The following is a 14,313-nucleotide window of genomic DNA, read 5'->3' as shown; positions in this document are numbered from 1 at the left end:
TCGATGAGTACGGATGGGCCAATGCTGCGTATGGTGATACAGGACCCAGGGGAGGGGAGCCCGGCCGATGGACGCGAAGGACGCGAAGGACACCAAGGAGAGGGAAGAGCCTCTCCGGGTGGGCGCGGCCGTGCGCAAACGGCGACGGGCACTGCGCCTGACCCTCGCCGCCGTCGCGGCCCGCAGCGGCCTGTCCGTGCCCTTCCTCAGCCAGATCGAGAACGAGCGCGCCCGCCCCAGCATCCGCTCCCTCCAGCGGGTCGCCGACGCCCTCGACACCACGGCGGAGACGCTGCTCGCCGCCTCCGACTCGGCCCGCACCATCGACCTCGTACGCGCCGGGGACAGCACCCATCCCGGCGCCCCGCCGCCGGGAGTGCGCTCCCTGGTGCGCGGCCGCCACCAGCTGCGGGCCACGGAGTACAGCGGCGAGCGGGAGACCGAGGGCGAGTTCCAGCACCGCAACGACGAGCTGATGTACGTGGCCGAGGGGGCCGTCGAGGTGGAGGCCGAGGGCCGCGCCCACCGGCTCGGCCGCGGCGACTCGCTCTTCCTGTCCGGCGGCGTGCGGCACCGCTGGCGGGCCACCAGTGCGGACACCCGCATCCTCGTCGTCGCGGTCGCCGACCACATCGCGGCCACCAACGACCTGCGGGGCTGACCGCGTGCGGGTCGTCTCCCTGGTGCCCTCGCTGACCGAGGCCGTCGCCGCGACCGCGCCCGGACTGCTGGTGGGCGCCACCGACTGGTGCAGCAGGCCCGCCGGCCTCGACGTCGTACGCGTCGGCGGCACCAAGAACCCCGACGTCGTGGCGGTGGCGGCGCTGCGGCCCGACCTGGTGATCGCCAACGAGGAGGAGAACCGGGAGCCCGACCTCGCGGCGCTGCGTGCGGCCGGGATCGAGGTCATGGTCACCGAGGTGCGCGGCATCGACCAGGCGCTGAGCGAGCTGGAGCGCGTCCTCGTCGAGGGGTGCGGCCTCGCCCGGCCCCGCTGGCTCGACGAGGCCCGGCGGGTCTGGTCGTCCGTCGAGCCGGTCGCCGCCGTGCGGGCCGTCGTCCCGATCTGGCGCAGGCCCTGGATGGTGCTCGGCCGCGACACCTTCGCCGGGGACCTGCTCGCCCGGCTCGGGGTCGGCAACGTCTACGCCGGCCACGCCGACCGCTACCCGCGGATCCCGCTCGACGAGCTGCGGGGGAGCGGCGCGGACCTGGTCGTCCTGCCCGACGAGCCCTACGCCTTCGGTCCCGACGACGGTCCCGATGCCTTCCCGTCCCTGCCCGCCGCCCTCGTCGACGGCCGTTCGCTGACCTGGTACGGGCCCTCCCTGGTCGACGCCCCCGGGGTGCTCAGCGCCGCGCTGCGAGCAGCTCTCCGCGCAGCACACCCCGGACGGTGAGGGTGCCGGCCACGGCCCACGCCATCGCGAGGAAGACGTACAGGACGATCGCCAGCCACTCGTAGGCCACCAGTCCCGTGTGACGGGCCAGCGTCTGCGCCCCGGTCACGCACGTGCCGACCGGGAAGGTGAACGCCCACCAGCTCATGGTGAAGGGCAGCCCCGCACGGGCGGCGCGCACCACCATCGCACCGGCGAGCGCCAGCCACAGCAGCGCGAAGCCCATCACCGGCACGCCGTACACGACGGCGAGCGCGCCGAGACCGTGCGCGTACGACGCCTCGATCGCGTCCGGAGCCATGTCCGCCAGCTTGTTCACCGCGGTCGTCGACTGCCCGAGCGGCCCGAGGACCAGGAACAGGGCGGGCGTCAGGGCGAGGGGCAGCGGGCCGTGGTGCACGAGCCGCGCGAAGACGACGGGAAGGATCAGCAGCGTCGCCAGCAGGCTGACACCGAACATGGCGTAGCTCGCCAGCAGGAGCGCCTCCCGCCCCTGGCCGGCGGGCAGATGCGGCACCAGCAGCGGCCCGAAGGACGCGGAGACCATCGGAGCCACGACCGGCAGCAGCCACACGGGCGAGGCACTGCCCGGGGCCACCTTGTGGCGCACGACCATGAGGTACGGCACGGCCACCGCGGCCACCAGGCCCACGGCCGTCCCGACCGCGAACAGCGCCGCCGCCATCGGCAGGGCCGCGTGGCCGGTCAGGCCACGGCCCGCCGTCAGCGCGCCCGCGCCGACCGCCAGCAGCGCCATCGACAGACAGCCGTAGAACGGGGCGACGGCCGGGTCCAGCAGGTGTGCGCGCGCCTGGTCGCCGTGACGGGCCCAGTGCGCGGCACGGGCCGCCAGCAGGACCGTCAGCAGCACGGCCGACAGCGCCCACACGGCGGCGCACACGGTGTGCAGCCCCGGCACGCGTACCGGAAGCGCGTCGCCTGCCGTGCCGACGATCGCGGTTCCCATGACCGCCGCGTACCAGTTCGGACCGAGCTCCCTGACGGACGGCAGCCGTACCGCGAACGGGCGCCGGGATGAGGCGGACAGGCGGCTGCGGGGCTGGGCGACGGTGACCATGGCGTCACCTTGACGCCTGCCCGTACGGCCCGCCAGACACCCTTCCGCTATCACCTCATAAACTGGTCTTATGAGTGACGAGGAGCGTGTGCCGCTCGCCCACCGCGTGCCCGACCTGGGAGCGCTCGAGCTGCTGCTCGCCGTCGCCCGGCACGGCAGCCTGGGGCGTGCCGCCCGCGAGCTGGGCATCACCCAGCCGGCGGCCAGCAGCCGCATCCGTTCCATGGAACGCCAGCTCGGCGTGGCCCTCGTCGACCGCTCACCGCGCGGATCCCGGCTCACCGAGGCGGGGGCGCTCGTGACCGACTGGGCGCGCCGGGTCGTCGAGGCGGCCGAGGCGTTCGACGCGGGGGCGCAGGCGCTGCGGGGGCGTCGTGACTCCCGGCTGAGGGTGGCCGCGAGCATGACGATCGCCGAGTACCTCCTGCCCGGCTGGCTGATCGCGCTGCGCGCCGAGCGTCCCGGCACGGCCGTCTCGCTGCTCGCCGGGAACTCCGCGGCGGTCGCGGACCGACTGCTCGCCGGAGAGGCGGACCTGGGCTTCGTCGAGGGCCTGGCCGTTCCGGAGGGCCTGGACGGAGCGGTCATCGGCCATGACCGTCTGTTCGTGGTCGCCGCGCCGGCCCACGCGTGGGCGCGGCGGCGGCGCGCTGCCCTCACCCCCGAGGAACTGGCCGCCTCCCCGCTCGTCCTGCGCGAACGCGGCTCCGGCACGCGGCAGGTCCTCGACTCCGCGCTGTCCCGGTACGGAGGGCTGGCCGACCCCCTCCTGGAACTGGCCTCGACCACCGCGGTGAAGGCGGCGGCGGTGAGCGGGGCGGGTCCGGCGGTCCTGAGCGAGCTGGCGGTGACGGAGGAGCTGGCGTCGCGCCGTCTGGTGCGCATCCCGGTGGAGGGGGTCCGTCTCGACCGCGACCTGCGAGCGGTGTGGCCCCACGGCCAGCGTCCCGCGGGCCCGGCCCGCGACCTGCTCTCACTGACGAGGGCGCCGCGGTAGGGGCGGCGGGGGGCGTTTTTGCCTACCCGTCCTCCCCCTACGCCTGGCGGCGTGGGAGGCACCCCCCTCCCGTAACCGGGCTCCGCCCGGACCCGGTACCGCGCTTCGCGCGGTGTTCTCAAGCGCCGGACGGGCTGATTTCACGCAGCGAAATCAGCCCCGCCGGCGATTGAGGCGCGGGGGCCCGGGGGCGGAGCCCCCGGTTACGGGAAGGGGCAGGGTGGGGAAACGGCCCCGGGCAGCGTCACCCCGCCGCCGCGTCCACCAGCGCCGTCATCACCCGGACGTCCGTCCCCATCTCCGGATGCCACTGGACCCCCAGCACCCACGCGTCGCCCGGCCTCTCCACCGCCTCCACCGTGCCGTCCTCCGCGTACGCGGACGGGACCAGGCCCTCACCCAGGCGGTCCACCGCCTGGTGGTGGTACGTCGGCACCGGCGCGGCCTCCGGCACGATCGCCGCGTACAGCGTCCCCGGCACCGGCTTCACCGCGTGCTCGCCGAACACGCCCACCGCCCCGTCCGGCCCGATGTGGCCGTCCAGGTGCTGGACCAGCGTCCCGCCGAGCGCCACGTTCAGCAGCTGCATCCCGCGGCAGATGCCCAGCAGCGGTGTCCCGGAAGTCAGCGCGGCACGGATCAGGGCCAGTTCCCAGGTGTCGCGCTCGGTTGCCGGCGGGCCCGTGCGGGGTGAGCGTTCGGCGCCGTACCGCTCCGGTGCGACGTCGGGGCCGCCGGCGACGACCAGGCCGTCGAGCCGGGCGACCACCGACTCGGCGGCCGCCGGGTCGTCGGGCGGGAGCATCGCGGCGAGGCCGCCGGCCGCCTGGACCAGCCGGGGATAGGCGGCCGGCAGCAGCGCGGCGGGCAGGTCCCACACGCCCCACCGGGCGGACGCCTCCAGGTAGGTGCTGACACCGATGAGCGGGGCGGACCCACGCGACACAGGCACTGCGTTCACTTCCGTTCGAGCTCGGCCTCGGCCGCCGCCAGCGCGGCGAACTCCTCCTCGGGCGCCCGCGCCACCAGCCGGTGCCGACTGTAGAACGCGAAGTAGGCGAGGGCCACGGCGTAGACGACGAGCGCCGTGAAGGCCGCGTCCTTGTCCACCAGGAACGTCGCCACCAGCGCGGACAGCGCCAGCACGAAGGCGACGGACGAGGTGACGACACCGCCGGGAGTCCGGTAGGGACGGGGGAGTTCGGGCTCGCGCCGGCGCAGCACGATGTGGGAGAGGGCCATCAGGGCGTAACTGATCGTGGCGCCGAAGACCGCGATGTTCAGCATCCGCGCGCCGTTCCCGGTCCCCGCCGCCAGCGCGAAGCCGATCGCGCCGGGGATCAGGAGCCCCAGGTACGGGGACTTGCGCCGGCTGGTCAGGGACAGGAAGCGCGGCAGGTACCCGGCCCGGGACAGTGCGAAGAGCTGCCGGGAGCCCGCGTAGATCAGGGAGAAGAAGGAGGCGACGAGACCGGCGAGGCCGGCGTAGTTCACGAAGCGGCTGAGCGGGGTCGGGTCGCCGTCCCCCTGGAGGGCCACGACCAGCGGGTTGCCCGCCTCCTGGATGGCCGCCGAGCCGCGCGCGCCGGTCGAGGCGAAGAACGTCAGCACCGCGAGCAGGACCAGGATGCCCATGGAGATCGCCAGCGCACGCGGCATCGAGCGCACCGGGTCCTTGGCCTCCTCCGCCGCGAGCGGAACCCCCTCGACGCCGAGGAAGAACCACATGCCGAACGGGAAGGCGGCCCAGATGCCGAGCAGACCGAACGGCAGCCACGAATTCGCGCCGAAGGCGTCCTTGTCGACCGGGATGTCGTCCAGGCCTCCCGCGTGGAAGTCGGTGAACGCGCCGAGTGCGAAGATCAGCAGAGCGGCGACGGCGATGGCCGTCACGACCAGACTGAAGCGCAGCGCCTCGCCGACGCCCCACAGGTGGATGCCGATGAAGATCGCGAAGCAGGCGAGATAGACCGGCCAGCCGGACTCCAGGCCGAACAGTCCGAGGGATTCCACGTAGTCGCCGATGAAGATCGAGATGGCGGCGGGCGCGAGGATGTACTCGATGAGGATCGCCGTGCCGGTGAGGAAACCGCCCCACGTGCCGAGCGCTCGGCGGGCGAAGCCGTAACCGCCGCCCGCCGTCGGCAGGATCGCGGACAGCTCGGCGAGGGCGAAGACGAGACAGGCGTACATCGCGCCCATCAGCAGGGTGGCGACGGCGAGTCCGCCGAAGCCGCCCTTGGAGAGGCCGATGTTCCAGCCGGAGAAGTCGCCGGATACGACGTACGCGACGCCGAGACCGGTCAGGAGCAGCCAGCCGGCGCTGCCCCTGCGCAGGGTACGGCGGTTCAGATAGGCGTCCCCCTCGGGCTGGGCCGAGGAGGGCGCGGGGGACGGGGGGCGCGAGGTGGTGCCTTCAGCCATGGGTCGCTCCTGGCTCAGGTCGCTCAGGTCAAAGGTTTGTGCGGACACCTTTGCGGCACTCGGGCGGCAGCGCAAGCCCTCTGGGCAAAGCCGAGGTCACGGATCGGTCCTCGGCCGCACCGCCCGACACCCCCGACCGCGCTCCGGCCCGATCTCGGTCATCCCCGTCCGGCGCCCCCCGCATGGCCGGGCCTCGCTCATGCCGCCCGGCGCCGTTCCCCGCCCGTCCCCCTCGCCGTCGTCCCTCAGGACAGGAAGCCGCGCAGCAGAGCCGCCGTCCCCTCGCAGTGCTCCCGCATCACCTCGCGCGCCGCGTCCGCGTCCCCCTCCAGGACCGCCTCGACGAGTGCCGCGTGCTGGTGCTGCGAGTGCTCCAGGTTCCGCACGAGCAGCGGGATGCAGTCGAGCAGATCGTTCAGCGTCGCGCGCACCGCGGCGTACTGCGCGGTCAGGCTGGGCGAGCCCGACAGCTCGGCCAGCGTCAGGTGCAGCAGGGTGTCCTGTCTGCGGTACTCCGCGAGCGGCGCGTCGTGCGTCGCCGCCAGCGCCGTGCGCAGCCGCTCGGCGCCCTCGTCGGTCAGTCCGTGCGTCGCGCACAGCCCGGCCGCGCCCACCTCCAGCACCTCGCGGAAGCGCAGGGTGTCGTCCACGTCCACACCCGCCAGCCGCCGGCGCAGCTCGTCCTCGCCCTGGCTGTCCGGCCGGTGCAGCACGAACGTTCCGCCGTAGCGGCCCCGCCTGCTCTCCACCAGGCCCTGGTCGGTCAGCACCTTGAGCACCTCGCGCAGCGTGACCCGGCTGATCCCCATCCGCTCGGCCAGCTCCCGCTCCGCGGGCAGCCGCTCGCCGCCGGAGACCAGCCCGAGCCGCAACAGCTGGAGGATCTGCTCGAGCGCCTCCTCGAAGCCGTTGCCCGCGCGCACGGGGCGCAGCACGGGGGTGAGCCGGTCGGCCGGCCCGTCCGTCGTCCCGCCTGTCTTCGCCACCTCGCCGTTTCCCCTTCCCAAGCAATGGTCTTCAGCAATACCTTATGACTCCCGGCTGACCCAAGGAGGCGTAACCCCGTGGCAGACCGCACACCACCACTCGCCATCGAGGAGCTGCGCGCCCTCGTCGCGAGCGGCGAGATCGACACAGTCGTCCTGGCCTTCCCCGACATGCAGGGCCGGCTCCAGGGCAAGCGGTTCGCCGCACCCTTCTTCCTCGACGAGGTCGTCGAACACGGCACGGAGGGCTGCAACTACCTCCTGGCCGTCGATGCCGAGATGAACACCGTCGACGGCTACGAGATGTCCTCCTGGGAGCGGGGGTACGGCGACTTCGCCATGCACCCCGATCTCACCACGCTGCGCCGCGTCCCGTGGAACGAGGGCACCGCACTGCTCGTCGCCGACCTCGCGTGGAACGACGGCTCACCCGTCGCCGCCGCGCCGCGCCAGATCCTGCGCCGCCAGCTGGAGCGGCTGGCCGAGCACGGGTTCACCGCGCACGTGGGCACGGAGCTGGAGTTCATCGTCTTCAAGGACACCTATGAACAGGCATGGGACCGCGACTACCGCGGCCTCACCCCGGCCAACCAGTACAACATCGACTACTCCGTCCTCGGAACCGGCCGCATCGAACCCCTGCTGCGCCGGATCCGCAACGAGATGGCGGCGGCCGGACTGACCGTCGAGTCCGCCAAGGGGGAGTGCAACCCCGGCCAGCACGAGATCGCCTTCAAGTACGACGAGGCCCTTGTCACCTGCGACCAGCACGCCGTCTACAAGACCGGCGCCAAGGAGATCGCCGCGCAGGAGGGCGTCTCGCTCACCTTCATGGCCAAGTACAACGAGCGCGAGGGCAACTCCTGCCACATCCACCTCTCGCTCCAGTCCATCGACGAGGCCGGCATCAACGTCATGGCGGGCGACGGGCCGGGCGGCATGTCGCCCGTGATGCGCCATTTCCTCGCGGGCCAGCTCGCCGCCCTGCGTGACTTCTCCCTGCTGTACGCGCCGAACATCAACTCCTACAAGCGCTTCCAGCCCGGCACCTTCGCCCCGACGGCCGTCGCCTGGGGCTACGACAACCGCACCTGCGCGCTCCGCGTCGTCGGCCACGGCCGCTCGATGCGGTTCGAGAACCGGCTGCCCGGCGGCGACGTCAACCCGCACCTGGCCGTCGCCGGTCTCGTCGCGGCCGGCCTCCACGGCATCGAGCAGCGCCTCGAACTGCCCGACGCGTGTGACGGCAACGCCTACACCGCCGACTACGAACACGTTCCGACCACCCTGCGCGAGGCCGCCGAGCTGTGGGAGAACAGCCCCATCGCCAAGGCCGCCTTCGGCGACGAAGTCGTCGCCCACTACCGGAACATGGCGCGCGTCGAACTCGAAGCCTTCGACGCCGCGGTCACCGACTGGGAGCTCCGCCGCTCCTTCGAACGCATGTGAGGCCCTCCTTGACCGCTGAGCACCACGTACTGAACCCCGCCACCGAAGAGGTCGTGCGCATCGTCCCGGCGACCACGGCCGCCGAGGTCGACGCCGCCGTCGCCCGCGCCGCCGCGGCCCAGCGGCGGTGGGCGGCAGCCGCCCCCGCCGACCGGGCGAGGCTGCTGCGCCGCTTCGCCGCGGTCGTCGACGACCACGTCGAGGAGCTGGCGCGGCTCGAAGTCCTCGAAGCCGGGCACACCATCGGCAACGCACGCTGGGAAGCGGGCAACGCCCGCGACCTGTTCGACTACGCGGCCGGGGGAGTGGAGCGCCTGAACGGCCGGCAGATCCCCGTCCCCGGCGGCCTGGACATCACCGTCCTCGAACCGCTCGGTGTCGTCGGCGTCATCGCGCCGTGGAACTTCCCCATGCCGATCGCCGCCTGGGGCACGGCCCCCGCGCTCGCCGCCGGAAACGCCGTACTGCTCAAGCCCGCCGAGACCACCCCGCTCACCGCGCTGCGACTCGCGGAACTCGCGCTGGAGGCGGGCCTTCCCGAGCACCTGTTCCAGGTGCTGCCGGGCGCCGGGGACGTGGCGGGCGACGCCCTGGTCGAGCACCCGGGCGTCGCCAAGATCGTGTTCACCGGGTCGACCCGGGTCGGCAAGCAGATCATGGCCAAGTGCGCCGACCGCGTGAAGCGGGTGACCCTCGAACTCGGCGGCAAGAGCCCCAACATCGTCTTCGCCGACAGCGACCTCGACGCCGCGGTGGCCGCCACCCCGATGTCGTTCCTCGACAACTCGGGCCAGGACTGCTGCGCCCGCACTCGCATCCTCGTGCAGCGCTCCGTGTACGACCGCTTCCTCGGCCTGCTCGCGCCCGCGATCGAGTCCGTGGTCGTCGGCGACCCGTCGGACGAGAAGACCCAGATGGGGCCGCTGATCTCCCGGACCCAGCTGGACCGGGTGCGGTCCTACGTCCCCGACGACGCGAAGGCGATCCGCGGCACCGCCCCCGAGGGGCCGGGGTTCTGGTTCCCGCCGACGGTGCTCACCGACCTCGCACCCGACGCGCCCGCGGCCTGCGAAGAGATCTTCGGGCCCGTGGCCGCCGTGCTCCCGTTCGAGGACGAGGAGGACGCCGTACGCCTCGCCAACGCCACCGAGTACGGGCTGTCCGGTTCGATCTGGACCCGCGACGTAGGCCGTGCGCTGCGCGTCTCACGGGCGGTCCAGGCGGGCAACCTGTCCGTCAACTCCCACTCCAGCGTCCGCTACTGGACGCCGTTCGGGGGCTACAAGCAGTCCGGCCTCGGCCGCGAACTCGGCCCCGACGCCCTCACCGCTTTCACCGAGACCAAGAACGTCTTCATCAGCACGGAGGCCTGAGCACCCATGACCGTTGACACCCCCATCTGCCGCCGCCTCGTGGGCCGCACCGCAGTCATCACCGGCGCCGGCAGCGGCATCGGTCTCGCCGCCGCGCGCCGGCTGGCCGCCGAGGGCGCGAACGTCGTCTGCGGCGACATCGACGAGACCGCCGGCAAGGCGGCGGCCGACGAGGTCGGCGGGACGTTCGTACGCGTCGACGTCACCGACGCCGAGCAGGTCGAGGCGCTGTTCAAGACGGCGTACGACACCTACGGCAGCGTCGACATCGCGTTCAACAACGCGGGCATCTCGCCGCCCGACGACGACTCGATCCTGGAGACGGGCCTGGAGGCGTGGAAGCGCGTCCAGGAGGTCAACCTGACCTCGGTCTACCTGTGCTGCAAGGCGGCCATCCCCTACATGCGGCAGCAGGGGAAGGGCTCGATCATCAACACCGCCTCGTTCGTGGCCCGCATGGGCGCCGCGACCTCGCAGATCTCGTACACCGCGTCCAAGGGCGGCGTGCTCGCCATGTCGCGCGAACTCGGTGTGCAGTTCGCCCGGGAGGGCATCCGGGTGAACGCGCTGTGCCCCGGGCCGGTCAACACCCCGCTGCTCCAGGAGCTGTTCGCCAAGGACCCGGAGCGGGCCGCGCGCCGCCTGGTGCACATTCCGGTCGGGCGGTTCGCGGAGGCGGAGGAGATCGCCGCCGCGGTGGCGTTCCTCGCCAGCGACGACGCGTCGTTCGTCAACGCCACCGACTTCCTGGTCGACGGCGGCATCGCGGGGGCGTACGTCACCCCTGTGTAGTGCCCGCCCGTGCCCCATAGGGTGTGCGCATGAGCATGACGACGCCGCCCGGCTGGTTTCCGGACCCGCAGGTGCCCGGCACCGAACGGTGGTGGGACGGCTCGGCCTGGGCCGCGCACACGCGCGCGGCCCAGGCGCCGTCGGACAGCGGGGCGCAGGCGTACGGGTCCGGGCAGATGCCGGGGCACGGGTCCGGGCAGGCGGCGTACGGACCCGGCCCCGCCGGCCTGTCGCAGGGTCAGGGCGGTGGATTCGGTCCCCCCACCGTGCCCCAGCCCCTCGCGGCCGGCGGCCCGGGCGGTGGCAGGCGCCGGGTCGTGGCGGCGGCCGCCGCGGGCGCCGTGCTCGTCGCCGCGGTCGTCACCGGCGCCGTGCTGCTCTCCGACGACGATTCGGGCACGCCCGGCACCGCGCCGGCCACCACGGCCGCTTCCGTCCCGGCGACCTCGGGCCCGGAGCCGAGCGCGTCGCCCACCGCGACCGCCGGCGAGGACTCCGCACAGCTCGTCGACCAGCTCAACGGCATCACCATGCCCATTCCGGCGGGGTGGGAGAAGTCGAGCAGCGCTCTCGGCTCCGGCACGACGATGTACACCGACGAGACCTACGACTGTCCGGGAGGCGGTTCGTCGATCTGCCGGCACGGCAGGGTGACCTCCCTGACGGCGACCCGGTCCGGCGGTGCCGAGACGCCGAAGACCGTGGCCGAACAGGACATCGAGAAGGCGGCCGAGGAGGCGTACGAGGAGGACGCGCTCGGCACCCGCATCCACGGCGGCATCACGTCGCACACCGTCGTGAAGTCGCAGAACTTCGCCGTCGCGGGGCGTTCCGGGTACCTCGTGCGCTGGCGGGTCGTCACGGGAGCGGGCCCCGGCGGCCATGTGCAGTCGCTCGTCTTCCCGTCCCCCGTGGGCACGGAGGCGCTGGTCGTCGTGCGCTTCTCCTTCGACGCCGGACCGGGCGGACCCCCGCTCGCCGACATGGACAGGATCGCGTCCAGCATCCGCCCGATCGGCGACGCCACCAGCGGCGGCGTCGGCAGCAGCATCGGCCCCGGCTGACGGACCTGCCCGGCGCGTCCGGTGAGCGACGCATGACGGGGACCGGGTCGGGTGCTGCGCCGCGTGCCGCTGATCGGGGATGGTGCGCTGCGGGCGCGTGACGGTGTATCGGGCAGCGCGTGACGATGCATCAGGGAGGGGCTGTCAAGGCGCATGACGGTGCATCGGGGAGGGGCTGTGACGGCCGGGGAGGCGCGTGACGGTGCATTCGAGGAAGGGCTGTGACGGCTGGGCCGGTGCGGGACGGAGTATCGGGCGACCGCGTGACGGTCACTCGGCGAGCGCGCGGTAGAGCGAGGCGACGGAGGGATGCCGGCCCGCGTTCTTCCCCGTCCGGATGGTGAGCCGGCCGGCGATCTCGGAGACCGGCACACCCTGGTCGCGCAGCGCGCGGGCGGCGGCCAGCATCTCGTCGTCGATCACTTTCGGGCGCCCGCCGCCGCGCCGCGGCCGCACGTCGCCGTGCCCCGCGTACTCGACGCGCACGGGCCCCTCGCGGAAGTCCTGCGACGGTTTTTCGCAGAACTCATTCTCATAACCCGTCGTCTCCGCATAGCCCGTGGTGTCCGCCGGGACGGTGTCGCCGAGGGACTCGAGCAGCTCGCGCAGCAGGCCGGCGAGGGTGTCGCGGCCGCTCTCGTCCAGCGCTCCGAGGACCCGGTTCTCGGTGGCCAGATGGTCGGGGAGCACCCGGTCGACGAGCGCCAGGCCCTCGTCCGTGAGGGCGACGTGCACGACGCGCCCGTCCGAGGCGCTGGGCGTGCGGGTGATCAGGCCGCGTGCCTGCAGGCGGTCCAGCCGCTGGGTGATGGCCCCCGAGGTGACCATGGCCGACCGCGTCAGCGCCGCCGGGGTGAGGCGGTGCTCGGGCCCGCTGCGCCGCAGGGTGGCGAGGACGTCGAAGGAGGCCCTGTCCAGTCCGTGGGCGGCGAAGGTCTGCCCGAGCTCCGAGGCGACGAGGCGGGAGAGCCGCGTCAGGCGCCCGATCACCGCCATGGGCGACACGTCGAGGTCGGGGCGCTGGGCTCCCCACTGCCTCACTACGAGATCCACGTGGTCTGCCATGAGAAGAGTCTAGCGAATCTCTTAGTGATGAGTTACTTTGGCTTAGTGCTAAGCAATCAATTGAGAAACGGCCGACTCGGCGTCCTGCTGCTCACCGCGCTGGCTCCGGCCATCTGGGGCACCACCTATCTCGTCACGACCGAGATGCTGCCGCCCGGGCGCCCGTTGCTCGCCGCGGTGATCCGCGCCCTGCCGGCGGGCCTGCTGCTCCTGGCCGTCACCCGGCGGCTGCCGCAGGGCATCTGGTGGTGGCGTGCGCTCGTTCTCGGCGCGCTGAACATAGGCGTGTTCCTCGCGCTCCTCTTCGTCGCGGCCTACCGGCTGCCGGGCGGGGTCGCCGCCACCGTGGGCGCCGTGCAGCCCCTGATCGCCGCAGGACTGTCGGCCGCGATCCTCGGGGACCGGCTCACCCCGCGCACCGCGGTCGCGGGGGTCGCCGGAACAGCCGGCGTGAGCCTGCTCGTCCTGCGGGCCGACGCCCGGCTGGACGCCCTCGGTGTCGCCGCCGCGCTCGGCGGCGCCCTGGTCATGGCCACCGGCGTTGTCCTCGCCAAGCGGTGGACATCACCCGCACCACTGCTCGCCACGACCGGATGGCAGCTCGTCGCCGGCGGACTGCTGCTCCTCCCGGTGGCGCTGCTCGTCGAGGGGCCGCCCCCGGCCGGCCTGACCACGCAGAACGTGCTGGGTTACGCCTACCTGTCACTCATCGGCGCGGCCGTCGCCTACGCGCTCTGGTTCCGGGGAATCCGCGCACTGCCGCCGACCGCGGTCTCCTTCCTCGGGCTCCTCAGCCCCCTCGTCGCGACCGTGCTCGGCCTGATCGTCGCCGGGGAGCGGCTCAACGGCCTCCAGGCCGTCGGCGGCCTCGTCGTCATCGCCGCCCTCATAGCCGCGCAGACGCACAAGCAGCCGGCCTCCCGTACGGCAGCCGTTTCCGCCGCCGCGCCGCACCCCGCCCCGCCCCAGGCCGGGGCCGCCGGCCACGGCGTCATCACCGCGCCCTCCGCCGGTCAGGGGGCACGAAAGCAAGGAGCCCAGCCGTGCGCATGACCGTCTTCGGAGCCGCGGGGAACGTCGGACGAAGGACCGTGACCGAGGCACTCTCACGGGGACACGACGTCACCGCGGTCGTCAGGGACACAGCGCGTGTCGCGGACCTGCCGCACGGGGCCCGGCCCCATGTGGCCGACGCCGCCGACCCGGACGCCGTCGCCCGTGCGAGCGCCGCGCAGGACGTCGTGATCAGTGCGACGAGGCCGGCGCCCGGCCGTGAGCGGGAGCTGGTGGCGACCGCCGAGGCGCTGCTCGCGGGAGTCGCCCGCACCGGCGTACGGCTGCTCCTCGTCGGCGGCGCCGCATCGCTCACGCTCCCCGGCAAGGGGCCGCTCACTCTGAGCGAAGGGCCCGGCTTCCCGGCGGAGTTGCGGCCGATCGCCGACGCCTGTGCCGCGCAGCTCGATGCCTGCCGGGCCTTCGCACCCGACGCGGACTGGACGTATCTGAGCCCGCCCGCCCTGCTCGAGCCGGGCGAGCGCACCGGTGACTACCGGCTGGGCCGCGACGAACTGCTCGTCGACGACGAGGGACGCTCCGCCATATCCATGGAGGACTTCGCCGTGGCCCTGCTGGACGAGGCCGAGCGGCCCCGGCACCGGCGTGCGCGGTTCACCGTGGCGTACTGA

The 14,313-nt window shown here is 73.3% G+C and carries 14 protein-coding genes; 9 read left to right on the top strand and 5 right to left on the bottom strand.

What is annotated here, in order from left to right; all coding sequences use genetic code 11:
- The first annotated feature begins 67 nt into the window (after window positions 1-67).
- Entirely contained in the window at window positions 68-661 is a 594-nt protein-coding gene (locus AB0K02_RS06435; RefSeq protein WP_365991207.1) for an XRE family transcriptional regulator, read from the top strand.
- A 4-nt stretch (window positions 662-665) separates the two neighbouring features.
- A complete protein-coding gene (locus AB0K02_RS06430; protein ID WP_365991206.1) occupies window positions 666-1,400 on the top strand; it encodes a helical backbone metal receptor in 735 nt (244 codons plus the stop codon).
- On the opposite strand, the gene AB0K02_RS06425 is transcribed toward AB0K02_RS06430, so the two are convergent.
- Complete coding sequence (locus tag AB0K02_RS06425) at window positions 1,351-2,478, bottom strand: TDT family transporter (RefSeq protein ID WP_365991205.1); 1,128 nt, start codon at window positions 2,476-2,478, stop codon at window positions 1,351-1,353. The genes AB0K02_RS06430 and AB0K02_RS06425 overlap by 50 nt on opposite strands.
- 70 nt (window positions 2,479-2,548) lie before the next feature.
- Between AB0K02_RS06425 and AB0K02_RS06420 the strand changes: the two genes are divergently transcribed.
- Complete coding sequence (locus tag AB0K02_RS06420; RefSeq protein WP_365991204.1) at window positions 2,549-3,475, top strand: LysR family transcriptional regulator; 927 nt, start codon at window positions 2,549-2,551, stop codon at window positions 3,473-3,475.
- A 244-nt stretch (window positions 3,476-3,719) separates the two neighbouring features.
- Here the strand turns inward: AB0K02_RS06420 and AB0K02_RS06415 are convergent, their stop codons facing one another.
- The 3 genes from AB0K02_RS06415 to AB0K02_RS06405 all read right to left on the bottom strand — a co-directional run bounded on the left by AB0K02_RS06415 (window position 3,720) and on the right by AB0K02_RS06405 (window position 6,885).
- Entirely contained in the window at window positions 3,720-4,427 is a 708-nt protein-coding gene (locus AB0K02_RS06415) for a gamma-glutamyl-gamma-aminobutyrate hydrolase family protein (protein WP_365991203.1), read from the bottom strand.
- A 5-nt stretch (window positions 4,428-4,432) separates the two neighbouring features.
- Window positions 4,433-5,899, bottom strand: coding sequence for an ethanolamine permease (eat, locus tag AB0K02_RS06410; protein WP_365991202.1), 1,467 nt, complete (start codon window positions 5,897-5,899; stop codon window positions 4,433-4,435).
- A 245-nt stretch (window positions 5,900-6,144) separates the two neighbouring features.
- On the bottom strand, window positions 6,145-6,885 hold the full coding sequence (locus AB0K02_RS06405; RefSeq protein ID WP_365991201.1) for an FCD domain-containing protein: 741 nt from the start codon (window positions 6,883-6,885) through the stop codon (window positions 6,145-6,147).
- Between the two features lie 78 nt (window positions 6,886-6,963).
- Between AB0K02_RS06405 and AB0K02_RS06400 the strand changes: the two genes are divergently transcribed.
- Genes AB0K02_RS06400 through AB0K02_RS06385 form a run of 4 tightly spaced genes read left to right on the top strand, consistent with a single transcriptional unit; the run spans window position 6,964 to window position 11,563 of the window.
- Complete coding sequence (locus AB0K02_RS06400) at window positions 6,964-8,334, top strand: glutamine synthetase family protein (protein ID WP_365991200.1); 1,371 nt, start codon at window positions 6,964-6,966, stop codon at window positions 8,332-8,334.
- An 8-nt stretch (window positions 8,335-8,342) separates the two neighbouring features.
- Complete coding sequence (locus AB0K02_RS06395) at window positions 8,343-9,707, top strand: aldehyde dehydrogenase family protein (protein ID WP_365991199.1); 1,365 nt, start codon at window positions 8,343-8,345, stop codon at window positions 9,705-9,707.
- Between the two features lie 6 nt (window positions 9,708-9,713).
- On the top strand, window positions 9,714-10,499 hold the full coding sequence (locus AB0K02_RS06390) for a 3-oxoacyl-ACP reductase (protein WP_365991198.1): 786 nt from the start codon (window positions 9,714-9,716) through the stop codon (window positions 10,497-10,499).
- A gap of 29 nt (window positions 10,500-10,528) precedes the next feature.
- On the top strand, window positions 10,529-11,563 hold the full coding sequence (locus AB0K02_RS06385; RefSeq protein WP_365991197.1) for a DUF2510 domain-containing protein: 1,035 nt from the start codon (window positions 10,529-10,531) through the stop codon (window positions 11,561-11,563).
- A gap of 270 nt (window positions 11,564-11,833) precedes the next feature.
- Here the strand turns inward: AB0K02_RS06385 and AB0K02_RS06380 are convergent, their stop codons facing one another.
- Window positions 11,834-12,628, bottom strand: coding sequence for a MarR family transcriptional regulator (locus AB0K02_RS06380; protein WP_365991196.1), 795 nt, complete (start codon window positions 12,626-12,628; stop codon window positions 11,834-11,836).
- Between the two features lie 60 nt (window positions 12,629-12,688).
- Here AB0K02_RS06380 and AB0K02_RS06375 point away from each other — a divergent pair, with 60 nt between their 5' ends.
- Both AB0K02_RS06375 and AB0K02_RS06370 read left to right on the top strand, forming a co-directional pair.
- Entirely contained in the window at window positions 12,689-13,681 is a 993-nt protein-coding gene (locus tag AB0K02_RS06375; protein ID WP_365991195.1) for an EamA family transporter, read from the top strand.
- Window positions 13,678-14,313 carry an NAD(P)H-binding protein gene (locus AB0K02_RS06370; RefSeq protein WP_365991194.1) on the top strand — a complete coding sequence of 212 codons (636 nt, stop codon included), beginning with the start codon at window positions 13,678-13,680 and terminating at the stop codon, window positions 14,311-14,313. Before AB0K02_RS06375 ends, AB0K02_RS06370 begins: the two co-directional genes overlap by 4 nt.

The sequence above is a fragment of the Streptomyces sp. NPDC049597 genome (genome assembly GCF_040675505.1).
In the GTDB taxonomy this organism is placed as follows: Bacteria; Actinomycetota; Actinomycetes; order Streptomycetales; family Streptomycetaceae; genus Streptomyces.
This window is presented reverse-complemented; position numbering and strand designations above follow the sequence as displayed.

Coding starts and splice junctions, on each gene's coding strand:
- AB0K02_RS06435 (WP_365991207.1), top strand. CDS start 68: ATGGACGCGAAGGACGCGAAGGACACCAAGGAGAGGGAAGAGCCTCTC.
- AB0K02_RS06385 (WP_365991197.1), top strand. CDS start 10,529: ATGAGCATGACGACGCCGCCCGGCTGGTTTCCGGACCCGCAGGTGCCC.
- AB0K02_RS06370 (WP_365991194.1), top strand. CDS start 13,678: ATGACCGTCTTCGGAGCCGCGGGGAACGTCGGACGAAGGACCGTGACC.
- AB0K02_RS06420 (WP_365991204.1), top strand. CDS start 2,549: ATGAGTGACGAGGAGCGTGTGCCGCTCGCCCACCGCGTGCCCGACCTG.
- eat (WP_365991202.1), bottom strand. CDS start 5,899: ATGGCTGAAGGCACCACCTCGCGCCCCCCGTCCCCCGCGCCCTCCTCG.
- AB0K02_RS06425 (WP_365991205.1), bottom strand. CDS start 2,478: ATGGTCACCGTCGCCCAGCCCCGCAGCCGCCTGTCCGCCTCATCCCGG.
- AB0K02_RS06380 (WP_365991196.1), bottom strand. CDS start 12,628: ATGGCAGACCACGTGGATCTCGTAGTGAGGCAGTGGGGAGCCCAGCGC.
- AB0K02_RS06390 (WP_365991198.1), top strand. CDS start 9,714: ATGACCGTTGACACCCCCATCTGCCGCCGCCTCGTGGGCCGCACCGCA.